This window comes from Mesorhizobium sp. CNPSo 4670 (assembly GCF_057784235.1).
Genome location: NZ_JBWJFQ010000008.1, coordinates 241,897 through 257,328, shown reverse-complemented (window position 1 = coordinate 257,328; position 15,432 = coordinate 241,897). Strand labels below are relative to the sequence as shown.

Below are 15,432 nucleotides of genomic sequence, written 5' to 3'. Positions count from 1 at the left end.
AACGTGTCCGCCAAAGTCTCGTTCGAACAACCTATCCCTGGCGGGATAAGAGGTTCAGCAGGACTCTGCCGCCCACGTTTCTCTTTCTTCAATATTCAATTTTCAAAGAACAGACACCGCAGACGCAGTGTCGTGGCCCGTTTCGCTTTTGGCTCCGGGGCCGTCCGAGTGTCGCTTACGCGGCTCTCTTGAATCTCACAACGGGCAGGCTTAGAAGCAAACTTCTTCGTCGCCAGCGGCGTGCCGCCCTCGTTGGTGAGGCGTATATAGTCGCCACCATCAACAAGTGTCAACAGCCATCTCAAAGTTTTTGAACTTTTTGCGACAGAAATCTCGGCCCGGTCTGTTGATAGCCGGCTGCCCTTGGGGAACAGCGACAACGCCGGGTGGCGACCACGAAGGAGCCCTATTGCCGCCGCATTGCCGTTCGACACCAAAGCCAACGAAAGCGGCACCGCGCCGACGGCGCAGCGCCTCTTTCAAAGCCTCATACAGGGGTGCGCGATGAGCCTTGCAGAGAAGGTGAACCGCCCCTCTTTATAGAGCGCTCTATACAAGAGAAGTGCGCGAGGGGAATTCGGCCGGGGCGCAGGCTTCGTTGACTTCACCGGCCATGACGGGCAAATGTCACGGCCATAACAAAAGCGACAAGCCGTTCCGCCCGGGGAAGAAGCAGCCTTTCTGGATGCCAGACACGGAAGATGTCATAGCCGAACTCGGCAACGAGCCGCCGCTTATCGCGGACGGCCGCAGCGGCCCGCCCGACCGGCGCGAGGTTTCCGCACGCTGGCTATCAGGCACCTTCCTCACCGGCGTGACCTCGAGCGTGCTGATGGGCGTCGCACTGTTCGCTGCCCTTGACGGACGTCAGCAGTTGGCGACGCCACCCGAGATTGCGGAACTGATCAATCTTGCCGGCAATGGCGATTCCGGCGAGGTGGCCAAGACGACAAGGCTGGTGGCGCCGCGTCAGATCGCCAAGGCCAAGGACCGCCGTCGGATGGAAGTGTCGATGGTGACCAAGGTCGGCGACCGTGACGTCATCCACACCATGCCTTTCGTGCAGATCAAGATGGCGCTTGCCGCCGGCCACACCACCAGCCGCCCCTACCCGCCTTTCGACCCGATGCAGGTGTTCGGCAACGACGGCGACGACAGTGCTGCGCAGCCGGCGACAGCCTCGGCCGCTTCCGGCCAGATCTACGGCGCCAAGGTCGAAAGCGAGATGAGCCTGAAGACCGTCGATTTCCCGATCGAGACGGCTGCCTTCGACGAAAAGAGCGACCTCTCTGCCGACGAGGTGGAAAAGGTGGTGCGCGAAGCCGGCACAGACCTCAGCGATGGCGCCGTCCAGGTCGCTTCACTGCACTATGTCGACCCGCAGCGATTCGGCGACGCCTTTGCCGAGAGCATGGCCGGCTCCTATGACGTCAAGATCGTGCCGGAGAACGTCTCGGTGGCGCCACGCGCCGCCGCCGACGATCAGGCGCCGGCTTTCGCCGAGGAAATCATTCCCTTCACCAAGGATCTCGACATTACCGAGGCCTTTGCCGATTCGGGCTATACGGGAGAAGACGCCACCGGCATGGCCGAAGCGATCGCCAAGCTGTTGAACGCGACGGCGCTCAAGGCCGGAACCGTGCTGCGTGTCGGTCTCGAGGTGCATGGCGACGCCGCCAAGGTCGTGCGCACCAGCGTCTACGACCGAACGCAGCACATCGTCACCATCGCGCTCGACGATCGCGGCCAGTATGTGCCGGCGCAGGAGCCGGATCCGAACCCCGAATTGCTGACGGCGTTCGACGACTCACCGCCCGTGGTGGTGCGCGGAAATTTGCCGAACATCTATGACGGCATCTACCGCGCCGCTTATTCCTATGGCATGTCGAAAAAGATGACCCAGCAACTGGTCAAGCTGCTGGCATCCGGCGTCGACTTCCAGTCGCGACTCAATCCGGCGGATCGCCTTGAAGTCTTGTTCTCGCAGCCGGACGGCGACGACCAAGCGTCCGACGAGTCCGAACTGCTTTATGTCTCATCGACCTTCGGCGGGCAAACGCGCAACTTCTACCGGTTTCAGATGCAGGACGGTAGCGCGGACTATTTCGACGAGGACGGCAGCAGCGCCGAGCAGTTCCTACTGCGCAACCCACTGCCAAACGGGAGATTTACCTCCGGGTTTGGTGCGCGCAGGCATCCTATCCTCGGCTATGTCCGCATGCACACAGGTACGGACTGGGCCGCCCCGATCGGATCGCCGATCATCGCCGCCGGCAATGGCGTCGTCGAGAAGGCGGGCTGGGCCGGCGGCTATGGCAAACAGATCATCATTCGTCATGCCAATGGCTACGAGACGTCCTACAATCACCAGAGCGCCTTTGCCAAAGGCATCGAAGAAGGCGTGCGCGTTCGCCAGGGCCAGGTCATTGGTTATCTCGGCCAGACCGGCCTCTCCACCGGTCCGCATCTCCATTACGAGCTGATCGTCAACGGCACCAAAGTCGATTCGATGCGTGTCCGGCTGCCGGTCGGCAAGGTGCTGAAGGGCGATGATCTCGTCGCCTTCAAGCGCGAACGCGAGCGCATCGACGACCTGCTGAAGCAGGAAGACAGTGATTCGCTGAAGGTTGCGAGCGCCAAGATCGACGGCTGATTCGCTGATTTTCAACCTTTCGGATTTTCCACACGCCACGGCCATGGCAGCCGCTGACCGGAAATGGTCGTCCACGCGATCACTGCCGAAAGCAGGCAGAGCAGTGCCGTCACCGAAGAGACGGCGGAAAACGCCGTGTCGCCGGCGGCGAGCCTTGCCGCGTCGACTGCCGGCGCCAGCCCAATCGTCGACGGTTCGCCAAAGCCTGGCACTCCGGGCGTCGCATTCCCATCGAGTGCTTTCGCGTAGACCCAAGCCGCAAGCGAGCCCATCGCTGCCACCGCGATCAGGCCGCCGATGCGCGAGACGGCATTGTTTATCCCGGAGGCAGCACCGGTATCCTTGTCTTCCACGGCCGTCATGATCGCGGTCGACAGTGGCGACACGACCAGCGCCATACCGAGCCCCATCAGCCCCATCAGCGGAAATGTTCCCGTCCAGAAATTGTGGATGCCAGCATGGGCGAGCAAGGCAAGTCCTGCAAAGGCGAACGCCACGACAAGGCTGCCGAAGGCGATCGGAAAGCGCGGCCCGATCCGGTCGGACAACTGGCCGACGGGCCTCGACAAAAGTGCCATCGATGCCGACAGCGGCAGGAAGATGAAGCCGACCTCGGCCGTGCTCAGTCCCCAGCCGGCGATCAGCAGCATCGGCAGATAGAAGAGATTGGCCGACAGCGCGAAATAGAGGAAGAACGTCGCGAGATTGGCGCCGGCGAAAGCACCGACGCGAAACAGCGACAGATCGATCATCGGCTCGCGCTGCTTAAGTTCGAAGGCGATGAAGACAGCCAGCAGCACGGAACCGGCCGCAATGCTCGGCCCCGACAGATGGCCCTCGCCGCGGGCGCTCATCGAGGTCAGCCCATAGGCGAGCGCGCCGAAGGCCAATGTCGCGAGCGCGGCACCGCCGAGATCCAGGCTGCGTTTTTCCGTCGGCGCATCGGCCGGGATCTTGGCCAGCAGTAGATAGATCGAGATCAGGCCGAGCGGCAGGTTGACCGCGAAGATCGCCCGCCAGATGCTGTCACCGAATGCCGACAGCACGAAACCACCGAGCACCGGGCCAAGTGCCGTGGTCAGCGCCGAAGCCGCGGCCCAGATGCCTATGGCGCGGCCGCGCTCTTTTTTCGGATAGGCCTTGGCGATGATGGCCAGGCTGCCCGGCACCATGATCGCCGCACCAATGCCCTGCAGCGCGCGAAATGCGATCAGCACCACCGCATTCGGCGCCAGCGCACAGGCAAGCGAGGCGACAATGAACAGCGCAATGCCTGCCACGAAGGCGCGGCGCAGACCGAATCGATCGCCGGCGGCACCCCCGGCAAGGATCAGTGCCGACAGCGTCAACGCATAGGCATTGGAAATCCACTGCGCCTGCGCCAGGCTGGCACCAAGGTTGACGCGGATCGCCGGCATGGCGATGGCCAGGATCGAACCGTCGATGAAACCGAGCGCCGAGGCCAGGATCGCCGCAATCAGCACGAATCGCCGCTGCGACGGCGGACAGAACGTGCCGTTCGTCACCGGACTGGTCAGAGGAACGGCGGCGGCTTCGCTTGGTGAATGCATGGAACCTTGCTTAGACCGCAGGCGTGTTGGCAACAACCGGCCAGTGGCTTGCTGTCCTTGAAACCAGCCACATGGTCAGGATCGCACCTGCGTGGGTGCACACGGCGGCAGCCATGCTAGGTTCTGGCTAGCTTTCTGGAAAGTTGCAGACGGGGAAAGTCGATGAAGCGGCCACTTGAAGCATCGGCGGAGGGACGCGGCCGTATCGTCGGCATCACCGACGGCGTGTTCGCCATCGCACTCACCCTGATCGTCCTCGAAATCAGGGTGCCGGCGCACGAGGCGATCCATTCGGAGCGCGATCTGCTTGCCGCGATCGCGGCACTGGCGCCGCGCTTCCTGACCTATGCCTTGAGCTTCCTGACGCTGACCATCTTCTGGTTCGGTCAGCAGGCGCAGCATGGGCTGATCGCAAAATCCGACCGGCGGCTTGCCACGCTGAACCTCAGCTTTCTCGCCTTCATTGCCCTGCTGCCTTTCTCGACCGATCTTTTGGCCGACTTCCTCGAGTTCAGAACCGCGATGCTGGCCTACTGGCTCAACCTGCTGATGCTCGGCGTCACGCTGTTCGCCAGCTGGCGCTATGCCGAGAAAAACGGCCTCCTGGCGGAGGGTGTCGATGCCGAAGCCAAACGCACAGTCTATCTGCGCATCGTCAAGGCGCAGATCCTGTGGGCGATCGGCGCGGCACTGTGCCTGATCACGCCGTTGCTCAGCGTCGGATTTATCCTGGTGGTCCAGCTGGTCTATGCGATAACCCCGGGCGCGAAGTGGGTGCGCAGGATCATCGGCTGAGCGTTTCAAAAGCGCTGCTTCAGCTTCAGTCGACGAACTCCACCGTCACGCCCGGCGAGACCAGCTTGGCCAGTTCCCGCGCATCCCAGTTGGTCAGGCGCACGCAGCCATGGCTTTCTGTCTTGCCGATCTTCGACGGATCCGGCGTGCCGTGGATACCGTAGGTCGGCTTGTCCAGAGCGATCCACACCGAGCCGACCGGACCGTTCGGACCTGGCGGAATCGTCAGGACCTTGTCGTTTTGGCCCTGCTTGAAGTTGATGCTGGGGTTGTAGGTGTAGTTCGGATCGAGAGCGACGCGCGATACAGCGTGTATGCCGGACGGTGACGGCGTATCCGCCGAGCCGATGGTTGCGGGATAGGCCGCCACCAGCTTGCCGCCCGCATCATAGGCGAAGACTTCTTTCCTGCCCTTGTCGGCGACGATACGGGCAACCGGCGTCGAGACCAGTTTGCCGAAATTGGCGACCTTGATGGTCGTGCCAGGACGATTGAAGTTGGCGTCCGGGTTGAGCGCCTTGAGGTAGTTCTCGTCCATGTGGAAGCGCTCCGCGAGCGCCTCGGTCACCGACGTATAGCCCATGCGGTCGAGCTGCGCCTTCTGGCTGTAGTCTTCCGGGATCGAGGCGACATAGGGACCGGCCGCATCCTCCGGTGTAATGGTGTAATTGGCGAAGGCATCGCCGCCGGACTGCGCAAGAGCTGCCTGGATGCCGACCGCATCGGTCGATCGCAGATTGCTGCCGGTGATCTGGTTGTAGGCGGCGAGCGCCTTGTCGACATTCGAACCGAAACGCCCATCGATGACGCCAGGCGAAGCGCCACCCCGGTCGAGCAGCACCTGCAGCGCCGCGACATCCTGACGTGCTCCCAGCGAAAGCGCCGGCTCGACGGTCGTCTTGCCGCCGTCCGTTGGCGGCAGTCCCGCCTGCTCGGAGGGAGACGCCGGCTGGGCAGGATCTATCGACGCCTCGTTCAGCGGCTGGCGTTTGATGGTGCCCGGCTCTCCCGGCTGCGGCGCATCGGGATAATTGTTGTCGTAGCTGCCATCGTCCTGTGGTGGCGGCGGATAGGCTTCCACGGAATTGTCGCTGTCAGGATCGTATTCGTCCGCCGGCGGCGGGATGACCCGACCTTCTTCTTCCAGCTGCTTGCGGCGGAACCGCGCCATGTCTTGCGGATCGTCGAGATAGTAGCGGTCATTGTCATCGGGGACGCGGCCAAGCTCGCGCAGCCGTGTCTCGCGGCGCAGCGCGCGCCGGTCGAGCCGCGTCTGCGGCGGCTGGATAGCGATGACCTTGCCGGTATCGGCATCGACGATGACGCGGTTGCCCCTGGCGTCGTAATAGATGTCGAGATTGCCGTCCTGGGCGACGAGGATGCCGCCGTCATCGGCAGCGCGGGCAATCCGTGGTGCGCTGTCCTGCGTCGGCGCGCCGAGCGCGCCAGAAGACAAAAGCCCGCCGGCAAGTACCGAAAGGGTGAAGATCGTGCGCAGCATGGTGGCCAAACTCTCCGGTCCGTAATTGCCGCCGCCCGGCAGTGTCCCTGTACGGCGAACCCCTTCGCCAGCAAACCAGTTCACCACCATATGGTTCCAATATGAACCGGGCATGAAGATGGCGGTTTCCCGGCGCCTCGATGAATATCAGCTAGCTTGCGGCAAGTCCCAGCTCCCTGCGCGCCTGCTTCGTCAGCTTCAGGGCAACAAGGCGATGGCTCTCGCGCAGATAGTCCTTCAGCGCGTCATCATCCATGCTCTGGCTTGTCTGACGCTGGATCCATTTCATGCCGCGCGAAGCAAGATAGGGTGCCGGACGCAAGCCCGGCTGCTCCTTGAGCACGTCATAGGCGATGTCGGAACATTTGAAGGTGACGAAGAGCTGCTGGCCCCGGTCCCGGCCGCCGATCGCAAAGACCTTGGCCCCGACCTTCCAGACATGAGCGCCGCCCCATTGGACGACGTGGTTTGTCGAAGGCAGCGAAGCGCAGAAGCTGTTGTAGTCGTCCAGCGTCATCCGCGCCCCGCCTTGTATGAAAAAAGGCCGCGCGTCCATGCTGGACGCGCGGCGTTGGATCAGGCTGCCGCCTCGGCCGCCACAATCGTCGGCTTCGAGCGGAAGTTCAGCCGGTCGGAACCGGCTGTCACCTTGACGGTCGAGCCGTCGAGGATGTCGCCGAGCAGGATCTTCTCCGCCAGCGGGTCCTGCAGTTCCTTCTGCATCACCCGCTTCAGCGGCCGCGCGCCGTAGGCCGGGTCGTAACCCTTGGCCGCCAGCCAGTCGATCGCCTCCTGGTCGAGCGAAAGAGTGATCTTGCGATCGGTCAGCAGGCTCTCCAGCCGCTTGAGCTGTATCTCGACGATGCGGCCCATATCCTGCCGGCGCAGCCGGTGGAACAGGATCACCTCGTCGACGCGGTTGAGGAACTCCGGCCGGAACGAGGCCTTGACCACATTCATCACCTCGTCGCGGACCTGATCGACATCCTGGTCCTCGCCGAGATTGACGAGATACTCCGCGCCAAGGTTCGACGTCATGATGATCAGAGTGTTGCGGAAGTCGACGGTGCGGCCCTGGCCGTCGGTCAGGCGGCCGTCATCGAGCACCTGCAACAGCACGTTGAACACGTCCGGATGCGCCTTCTCGATCTCGTCGAACAGCACGACCTGATAGGGCCTGCGCCGCACCGCTTCGGTCAGGGCACCGCCCTCCTCATAACCGACATAGCCGGGAGGTGCACCGATCAGCCGGGCGACCGAGTGCTTCTCCATGAACTCCGACATGTCGATGCGCACCATGGCGCTCTCGTCGTCGAACAGGAAACTGGCAAGCGCCTTGGTCAGTTCGGTCTTGCCGACGCCCGTCGGCCCGAGGAACATGAACGAGCCGATCGGCCGGTTCGGATCCTGCAGGCCCGCGCGGGCGCGCCGCACGGCCTTCGAGACAGCTTGCACCGCCTCGCCCTGGCCGACGACGCGCTTGCCGATCTCGTCTTCCATGCGCAACAGCTTGTCGCGCTCGCCCTGCAGCATCTTGTCGACCGGAATGCCGGTCCAGCGCGAGACGATATGGGCGACGTGGTCGGGGGTGACCACCTCTTCGACCATGCCGACCTTGCCGTCCTGGGCTTCGGCTTCCTTCAGCTTCTTTTCCAGTTCCGGGATCTTGCCATAGGCAAGCTCGCCGGCGCGCTGGAACTCACCCTTGCGCTGGGCAATGGCAAGCTCATTGCGTGCCTCGTCGAGCTGCTTCTTCAGATCGGCAGCAAGCCCGAGCTTCTGCTTCTCGGCCTGCCACTTGGTGGTGATCTCGGTCGATTCCTCCTCGAGCCCGGCGAGTTCCTTTTCCAGCCGGGCGAGCCGATCCTTCGACGCATCGTCCGTCTCGACCTTCAGCGCCTCGCGCTCGATCTTGAGCTGCATGATGCGGCGATCGATCTCGTCGAGTGCCTCGGGCTTGGAATCGACCTGCATGCGCAGCCGCGAAGCGGCTTCGTCGACGAGGTCGATCGCCTTGTCCGGCAGGAAGCGGTCGGCGATGTAGCGGTTGGACAGTGTCGCCGCCGCAACCAGCGCCGAATCCGAGATGCGCACCTTGTGGTGCTGTTCGTATTTTTCCTTCAGGCCGCGCAGGATCGAGACGGTGTCTTCCACCGTCGGCTCATCGACGAACACCGGCTGGAAGCGGCGGGCAAGGGCCGCATCCTTCTCGACATGCTTGCGATATTCATCAAGCGTGGTGGCGCCAACGCAGTGCAATTCACCGCGCGCCAATGCCGGCTTCAACAGGTTCGACGCATCCATGGCGCCATCCGCCTTGCCGGCGCCGACCAGCGTGTGCATCTCGTCGATGAACAGGATGATGTTGCCGTCGGCCGAGGTGACTTCGGAGAGCACGGCCTTCAGCCGTTCCTCGAACTCGCCGCGGTATTTGGCGCCGGCAATCAGCGCGCCCATGTCGAGCGCCATCAATTGCTTGTCCTTCAACGATTCCGGCACGTCGCCATTGACGATGCGCAGCGCCAGGCCTTCGGCGATCGCCGTCTTGCCGACGCCCGGCTCGCCGATCAGCACCGGATTGTTCTTGGTGCGGCGCGACAGCACCTGGATGGTGCGGCGGATCTCGTCGTCACGGCCGATAACCGGATCGAGCTTGCCGGCGCGAGCATCCGCGGTCAGGTCACGTGCGTATTTCTTCAACGCGTCGTAGCCCTGTTCGGCGCTCGCCGAATCGGCGGTGCGGCCTTTGCGGACATCGTTGATGACCTGGTTGAGCGCCTGCGCGGTGACCCCGGCCTTGGCCAGGATGTCTGCGGTCTTGGCCGATTTCTCCATGGCGAGCGCCTGCAAGAGCCGTTCGACGGTGACAAAGCTGTCGCCAGCCTTCTTGGCCAGCTCTTCGGCGGTCGAAAACACCTTGGCCAGCGGCTGCGCCAGATAGAGCTGGCCGTTGCCGCCTTCGACCTTGGGCATCGCTTCGAGCGCCGTTTCGACGCCAAGCTTGACGTCGCGAACGTTGCCGCCGGCGCGTTCGATCAGCGACGCGGCCAGCCCCTCGTCGTCGTCGACGAGCACTTTCAGGATGTGTTCGGGTGTGAACTGCTGGTGGTTGCGGGAGAGCGCCATGGTCTGCGCGGACTGGATGAAGCCGCGCACGCGCTCCGAGTATTTCTCAAGGTTCATATCTGTCTCCTTCCATCACCGGCCCGCTTTGCGGCACCGGATCCGATTGCGGTGACGGACCCGCCCATTCGAGCCGGGTCCAGTTCAGCCGAGATATGGTGCATGGGCCATGCTGTCTCAAGACGCCTTGATGTCGGTCAACGCACAATATTCCATCGCGGCACAAAACGAAAACGGCGGAGATTTCTCTCCGCCGTCCGATATCCTGAAATGTCGTTCGATCAGTTGTCGATGTCAACTTTGACCGGTTCGGCATTGCCGCCGTCGGCCGGGGCCACAGCCACCTCGCCGGCATCGGCCCCGGAATTCGCATTGTCGCTGCCGCTGTCCACCTGATCGGCACTGACGCGCGGACGGCGCGGGCGCCTCGGGCGACGGGCAGCAATGCTCTCGGCGGCTGCCTCATTGAGTTCGGCCTGAGCGGCAAGACCTGCCGGCGACAAGTTCTCGAACAGCGGAGCCGGCTCGGCTGTCGCAACGGATTCGCTGGCTTCGGTCGGCGAAGCGGTTTCGGCCTGGATCGGGGCCTCGTTGCGCTGAGGCTGGCCGCCTTGCTCGGCGGACGAGCCATAGTCGCGCTGCCCATTCTGGCCGTAGCCGCCATTGGGGCGACGATCGCGATGGCGCCCACTATTGTTGTCGCGGCCGCCATTGTTGCGCCCGCCATTGTCACGCCCGCTATTGCCATCACGATTGTCGCGGCCGTTTTCCCGGTTGAGCGCGACCTCGGCCGGCATGCCTTCGATGACCGGCTGTGGCCCGGCGCCATGGTTGATCACCGGCACCTGGGCATCGGAAATAGTGTTGCCGCTGTTGCCGGCATTGTCGAACTCGTCGCGATCCTCGTCGCCGTCATCGTCGAAATCATCGCGATTCTGTTGCGTGTTCTGGATCGGCATCTGCGCCTGTGCGGCTGCGATGATGCGATTGTAGTGCTCGGCGTGCTGGAGATAGTTCTCCGCCATGACCCGGTCGCCGGAGCTGTGCGCATCGCGGGCCAAGGTGGCGTATTTTTCGGCGATCTGCTGAGCCGAACCGCGGATCTTCACGTCCGGGCCGTTGCTCTCGTAGTTGCGCGTCAGGGGATTTGGTCCCTTGCGGTTGTTGTTGTTATTGTTGTTATTGCCGCCGCCGCCGCCATTGTTGTTGCGACCGCGCATGCGCCTGTTCTGCTGTTGTGGCCTCATCAAACTCTCTTCATTTTGAAATTTTCGAAAACTCTTCACGAACGGAGGCGCTCATGCAGCCAGCCGCTTCGTTTCTTCACCGGCGTTCGCCCGCATCAATTGCGTTGGCGCCACGTGCCATCCTGTTCCGGTTACATCACTTGCCGGACGATTCCCGCACGAAGCTTGGGCATCGTTTGCGCAAGAAGGCAGCTATTTCCAAGGAAAACCGAATCGCTAAGAGCACTGCCTGCTTCGTCTCATCCGGTTAAGGCGACCCTAGCCGCATTCCCCGGCATTGCCAAGCGCTTTTTTTGCACTGCGTCAAGGCTTTGTCCTTTTAAAGACAAGAACCCTGTCGTTTCCACCAAGATCCTGAAATGCACCGCCCAGCAGGTAGCCGGCTGCGACGAATATTTCCAAGACCTCGTTGTGCTGCGTGTGGCCGATCTCGACCGCAATCCTGCTTTCAGCTTCCAAAAACCTTGCCGCTTCCGCGGCGATGATCCTGTAGGGGCTCAGACCGTCCGCGCCACCATCCAAGGCCAGGTGCGGATCGAAATTGCGGACTTCGTCCTGCAGATTTCCAATGTCTTCAGAGCGTATATAGGGAGGGTTTGCGGCAATTACATGGTACCGGCCGGAAACTTTTTCGAACCAGTCCGACTGGAGCGCCGTGAACCGACCTGCAAGGTCCAGTTGCCGGGCATTGCGGGTCGCCGTCGCCAGCGCGCCCGCGGACATATCGACCCCGGTGGCGATCGCGGCCGGGACGGCGCTGAGCAGCGCCAACGCAATGGCGCCGGTGCCGGTGCCAAGATCGAGGATGCGGCATTCGCCTTCCCGCACTGCCACTGCCCTGACGAAAGGCAGCATCGCCTCGACCAGCGTTTCGGTATCCGGTCGCGGCTCCAGCGTTTCCGGCGACACCGACAGGCGTAAACCATAAAACTCGCGATAGCCGAGGATGCGATGCACCGGCTCGCCGCCGGCGCGCCGTCTCAAGGCATCACCAATTGCCGCAATGGCGTTTCCGTCGATCTTGAGTGTGGGATCGGCAATCGCCTGCGTGCGCGTCGTGCCGGAAAAATGTTCGACGATCAGCCTCGCATCGAGCGCCGGATCGTCGACGGCTGCAGCCGCAAGCCGAGCCTGCGCCTGCCGCAGCAGCGGCCCCAGCGCCTCGGGCAGTCGATCAGCCATCGATGCCGATGTCGGCGAGCAGCTTCGACTGGTGATCGGCGATCAGCGCGTCGATCACTTCGTCGAGTTCGCCCATCATCACCCGGTCGAGCTTGTAGAGCGTCAGGTTGATGCGATGGTCGGTGACGCGGCCTTGCGGGAAATTATAGGTACGGATGCGCTCGGAGCGGTCGCCGGAGCCGACCTGGGACTTGCGTGATTCGGAGCGTTCCTCGTCCGCCTTGCTGCGCTCCAGGTCATAGAGGCGGGCGCGCAGGATCTGCATGGCCTTCGCCCTGTTCTGATGCTGCGACTTTTCCGCCTGCACCACCATGATGCCGGTCGGCAGATGGGTGATGCGCACAGCCGAATCGGTGGTGTTGACGTGCTGGCCGCCCGAGCCCGAGGCGCGCATGGTGTCGATGCGGATGTCCTCGGCCCTGATGTCGATGTCGACCTCTTCGGCTTCCGGCAGCACGGCGACGGTAGCGGCCGAAGTGTGGATTCGCCCGCTCGCCTCGGTCGCCGGCACGCGTTGCACGCGGTGCACGCCGGATTCGAATTTCAAATGCGCAAAGACGCCCTTGCCGGAGATCGTGGCGATGATTTCCTTGTAGCCGCCGGCATCGCCATCGCTGGCCGACACCGTCTCGAAACGCCAGCCGCGTTCGGCAGCATAGCGCTCATACATGCGAAACAGGTCGCCGGCGAAAAGCGCGGCCTCGTCGCCGCCGGTGCCGGCGCGGATTTCGAGAATGGCGTTCTTGTCGTCGGCGGCATCCTTGGGCAGCAGCAGGATCTGGATGTCCTTCTGCAGCCCCTCGATGCGCTCCTCGACCTCCAGCAGGTCGGCCTCCGCCAGGGCCCGCATTTCGGCATCGGTACCCTTGTCGGCAAGCATGGCTTCAAGATCGGCCTGCTCATGCTCGGCCGAGCGCAGCGCCCTGACCTTGGCCACCATGTCCTGAATCTCGGCGTATTCCGACGCCATCCGCACATAGGCATCCGGCGCCGGGCCAGCCGACATCTGCGCTTCGAGCATCTCGAAACGCTTGACGACTTGATCCATACGATCTCGGGGCAAATTGACCATGATGCGGGTACTACAATGGGATCGAACGGTCGTCGGCAAAGGCCTGCAGCAGCGCCCGCATCGGCAGCCCCTGCGCCGGCGCCATCAGATTGTCTTTGAAGAACGCCTCCAACTCATCCAGCGGCAGTTCCGTCAGCATCGCCTTGACCGGGCCGATCGAGGCCGGCGACATCGAGATCGAGCGGAAGCCGAGACCGATCAACGCCATCGCCGAGATCGGCTTGCCAGCCAGTTCGCCGCACAGGGTTACCGGTGTGTGGTTGCGGATGCCGGCATCGGCGATCTGCTTCAGGACGCGCAGGAACGGCGCCGACAGCGTATCGAACCGGTTGGCCAGTTGCGTGTTGCCTCGGTCGACGGCCATGACGAACTGGAACAGATCGTTCGAACCGACCGAGACGAAGTCGACCGCTTTCATCAATTCGTCGAGCTGGAACAGAAGCGACGGCACTTCCAGCATCGCGCCCAGCTTGAGGCTGGTCGGCAGGTGATGGGCAAAGCGCGACAGATGCCGTACCTCGCGGTCGATGATCTCGCGCGCCTGGGCGATCTCGCCAAGCTCGGTCACCATCGGCAGCATCAGCTTCAGTTCACGTCCGCCACTGGCCTTGAGCAGAGCGCGTATCTGGGTGCGCAGCAGGCCCGGCCGGTCAAGCGTCAGGCGGATCGCTCGCCATCCGAGCGCCGGGTTCTCCTCCTGGATCGCTCCCTTGAAATAGGGCAGCACCTTGTCGCCGCCGATGTCGATGGTGCGGAAGGTCACCGGCTTGCCGCGCGCCGCTTCGAGCACGTCGCGGTAAAGCTTTTCCTGGGCCTCGGCGCGGGGAAATGTCGAGGCGACCATGAACTGCAGTTCGGTACGGAACAGGCCGATGCCGGCCGCACCCGCCTCGGCAAGCTGCGGCAGGTCGACGGCAAGTCCCGCATTCATCAGCAAATCGACCTGGACACCGTCCCTGGTCGTCGACGGCTTCTTGCGCAGCTCGCGATAGACCTCTTGCCGGCGCGCCCGGAAACGCACCTTTTCGGCATAGGCGGCTTCGAGGTCGGGCTGCGGCCGCAAATGGATCACGCCCTCTTCGCCGTCGACAATGATGGCATCGCCGTTTTCCGCCATGGAAACGGCGCCCTTCATCTGGCCGGCGACAGGAATGCCCATGGCGCGCGCGACGATGACGACGTGGCTGGTGGCAGCACCATCCTCGAGCACCAGCCCGCGCATCTTGTCGCGGGGATAGTCGAGCAGCTCGGCGGCTCCCATCGAGCGGGCGACGATGATGGCGTCCTTCGGCAGCGACGCCGCGACATCTTCCGGCCCGCGCCCCATCAGTTGGCGCAGCAGCCGGTTGGCGAGGTCGTCGAAATCGCTCATCCGCTCGCGCAGATAGGGATCGGTCATGTGCAGCATGCGGGCACGCATGTCGCTCTGCACCTTTTCCACCGCCGCTTCCGCCGTCAGGCCGTTGCGGATCGCCTCTTCCAGCCGGCGCACCCAGCCGCGGTCGTTGGCGAACATGCGATAGGCTTCCAGGACCTGGCGATGCTCGCCCTCGAAGGCGACGTCGCGGCGTTCCAGCATGTCGTCGATGGAGAGCCGGAGCGAGCCGAGCGAGGTCTCGAGCCGCCTGACCTCTTCCTCGCTGTCCTCGTTGAACAAATTGGTGACGACGATGCGCGGCTCGTGCAGCACGACATGGCCAAGCCCGACGCCGTCGTTGAAGGACAGGCCGGTGAAACTGACCGGACGACGCAGGTCGAGTTCGAGGCCCGGCCGGGTCAGCCGCGCCAGATCGCCGGTGGCGATCATCTCGGCGATGACCATGGCGGTGGTTTCCAGCGCCTCGACCTCGTCGTCGCGGTAGTGGCGCATGGTCTTGTTCTGCACCACCAGCACACCCAGCGTGCGCCCTGCCCGCAGCACCGGCACGCCAAGGAAGGAGTTGTAGATCTCCTCCCCGGTCTCCGGCAGGTAGGCAAAGGCTGGGTGTTCCTGGGCGTTGGAAAGGTTGAGCGGCCGCGCGCTGGCCGCGATCGTGCCGACCAGGCCTTGCCCCAGCCGCAGCTGCGCCAGGTGGACGGCGTTCGGGTTCAAACCTTCGGTGGCGTAGAGTTCGAGCACCGAATCGGCGCGCAACACGTAGAGCGAGCAGACCTCGGCGACCATGTTGGAGGCGATGTCGCGCACGATCCGGTCAAGCCGCTCCTGCGGCTCCAGCGGCTCCTGCATGAGCTCGCGGAGCCGTTTCAGCAAAACGCGCGGGCCACTGGCCTGATCACGCATCGCGGCT

The 15,432-nt window shown here is 63.4% G+C and carries 11 protein-coding genes; 2 read left to right on the top strand and 9 right to left on the bottom strand.

Going from position 1 to position 15,432, the window contains the following annotated elements:
- Positions 1 to 95 precede the first annotated feature (95 nt).
- Positions 96 to 443, bottom strand: coding sequence for a hypothetical protein (locus AC0ZT5_RS16340; protein WP_488497255.1), 348 nt, complete (start codon positions 441 to 443; stop codon positions 96 to 98).
- Positions 444 to 685: 242 nt separating this feature from the next.
- Here AC0ZT5_RS16340 and AC0ZT5_RS16335 point away from each other — a divergent pair, with 242 nt between their 5' ends.
- Entirely contained in the window at positions 686 to 2,653 is a 1,968-nt protein-coding gene (locus AC0ZT5_RS16335; RefSeq protein ID WP_477291026.1) for a M23 family metallopeptidase, read from the top strand.
- A gap of 11 nt (positions 2,654 to 2,664) precedes the next feature.
- Here AC0ZT5_RS16335 and AC0ZT5_RS16330 read toward each other — a convergent pair whose 3' ends face one another.
- A complete protein-coding gene (locus AC0ZT5_RS16330; RefSeq protein WP_488497254.1) occupies positions 2,665 to 4,224 on the bottom strand; it encodes an MFS transporter in 1,560 nt (519 codons plus the stop codon).
- A 162-nt stretch (positions 4,225 to 4,386) separates the two neighbouring features.
- Between AC0ZT5_RS16330 and AC0ZT5_RS16325 the strand changes: the two genes are divergently transcribed.
- Positions 4,387 to 5,019, top strand: coding sequence for a TMEM175 family protein (locus tag AC0ZT5_RS16325; protein ID WP_488497253.1), 633 nt, complete (start codon positions 4,387 to 4,389; stop codon positions 5,017 to 5,019).
- A 25-nt stretch (positions 5,020 to 5,044) separates the two neighbouring features.
- On the opposite strand, the gene AC0ZT5_RS16320 is transcribed toward AC0ZT5_RS16325, so the two are convergent.
- The 7 genes from AC0ZT5_RS16320 to ptsP all read right to left on the bottom strand — a co-directional run bounded on the left by AC0ZT5_RS16320 (position 5,045) and on the right by ptsP (position 15,425).
- Positions 5,045 to 6,520, bottom strand: coding sequence for a L,D-transpeptidase family protein (locus AC0ZT5_RS16320; protein ID WP_488497268.1), 1,476 nt, complete (start codon positions 6,518 to 6,520; stop codon positions 5,045 to 5,047).
- Positions 6,521 to 6,671: 151 nt separating this feature from the next.
- Complete coding sequence (locus AC0ZT5_RS16315; RefSeq protein WP_477291020.1) at positions 6,672 to 7,037, bottom strand: MmcQ/YjbR family DNA-binding protein; 366 nt, start codon at positions 7,035 to 7,037, stop codon at positions 6,672 to 6,674.
- 59 nt (positions 7,038 to 7,096) lie between these two features.
- A complete protein-coding gene (clpB, locus tag AC0ZT5_RS16310) occupies positions 7,097 to 9,703 on the bottom strand; it encodes an ATP-dependent chaperone ClpB (RefSeq protein WP_477228447.1) in 2,607 nt (868 codons plus the stop codon).
- Positions 9,704 to 9,924: 221 nt separating this feature from the next.
- Positions 9,925 to 10,890, bottom strand: a complete 966-nt coding sequence (locus AC0ZT5_RS16305; protein WP_488497252.1) for a DUF4167 domain-containing protein — start codon at positions 10,888 to 10,890, stop codon at positions 9,925 to 9,927.
- A 303-nt stretch (positions 10,891 to 11,193) separates the two neighbouring features.
- A complete protein-coding gene (gene prmC / locus AC0ZT5_RS16300) occupies positions 11,194 to 12,072 on the bottom strand; it encodes a peptide chain release factor N(5)-glutamine methyltransferase (RefSeq protein ID WP_488497251.1) in 879 nt (292 codons plus the stop codon).
- Positions 12,065 to 13,144 (bottom strand): peptide chain release factor 1, encoded by a 1,080-nt coding sequence (prfA, locus tag AC0ZT5_RS16295; RefSeq protein WP_488497250.1) that lies wholly within the window; start codon positions 13,142 to 13,144, stop codon positions 12,065 to 12,067. The genes prmC and prfA overlap by 8 nt, the downstream gene beginning before the upstream one ends.
- Before the next feature lie 10 nt (positions 13,145 to 13,154).
- Positions 13,155 to 15,425, bottom strand: a complete 2,271-nt coding sequence (gene ptsP, locus AC0ZT5_RS16290; protein WP_488497249.1) for a phosphoenolpyruvate--protein phosphotransferase — start codon at positions 15,423 to 15,425, stop codon at positions 13,155 to 13,157.
- Positions 15,426 to 15,432: the final 7 nt, after the last annotated feature.

What these genes read in the sequence shown, in the direction of transcription:
- AC0ZT5_RS16335 (WP_477291026.1), top strand. Translation starts at nt 686, where the DNA reads ATGCCAGACACGGAAGATGTCATAGCCGAACTCGGCAACGAGCCGCCG.
- AC0ZT5_RS16330 (WP_488497254.1), bottom strand. Translation starts at nt 4,224, where the DNA reads ATGCATTCACCAAGCGAAGCCGCCGCCGTTCCTCTGACCAGTCCGGTG.
- AC0ZT5_RS16325 (WP_488497253.1), top strand. Translation starts at nt 4,387, where the DNA reads ATGAAGCGGCCACTTGAAGCATCGGCGGAGGGACGCGGCCGTATCGTC.
- AC0ZT5_RS16320 (WP_488497268.1), bottom strand. Translation starts at nt 6,520, where the DNA reads ATGCTGCGCACGATCTTCACCCTTTCGGTACTTGCCGGCGGGCTTTTG.
- AC0ZT5_RS16315 (WP_477291020.1), bottom strand. Translation starts at nt 7,037, where the DNA reads ATGACGCTGGACGACTACAACAGCTTCTGCGCTTCGCTGCCTTCGACA.
- clpB (WP_477228447.1), bottom strand. Translation starts at nt 9,703, where the DNA reads ATGAACCTTGAGAAATACTCGGAGCGCGTGCGCGGCTTCATCCAGTCC.
- AC0ZT5_RS16305 (WP_488497252.1), bottom strand. Translation starts at nt 10,890, where the DNA reads ATGAGGCCACAACAGCAGAACAGGCGCATGCGCGGTCGCAACAACAAT.
- prmC (WP_488497251.1), bottom strand. Translation starts at nt 12,072, where the DNA reads ATGGCTGATCGACTGCCCGAGGCGCTGGGGCCGCTGCTGCGGCAGGCG.
- prfA (WP_488497250.1), bottom strand. Translation starts at nt 13,144, where the DNA reads ATGGTCAATTTGCCCCGAGATCGTATGGATCAAGTCGTCAAGCGTTTC.
- ptsP (WP_488497249.1), bottom strand. Translation starts at nt 15,425, where the DNA reads ATGCGTGATCAGGCCAGTGGCCCGCGCGTTTTGCTGAAACGGCTCCGC.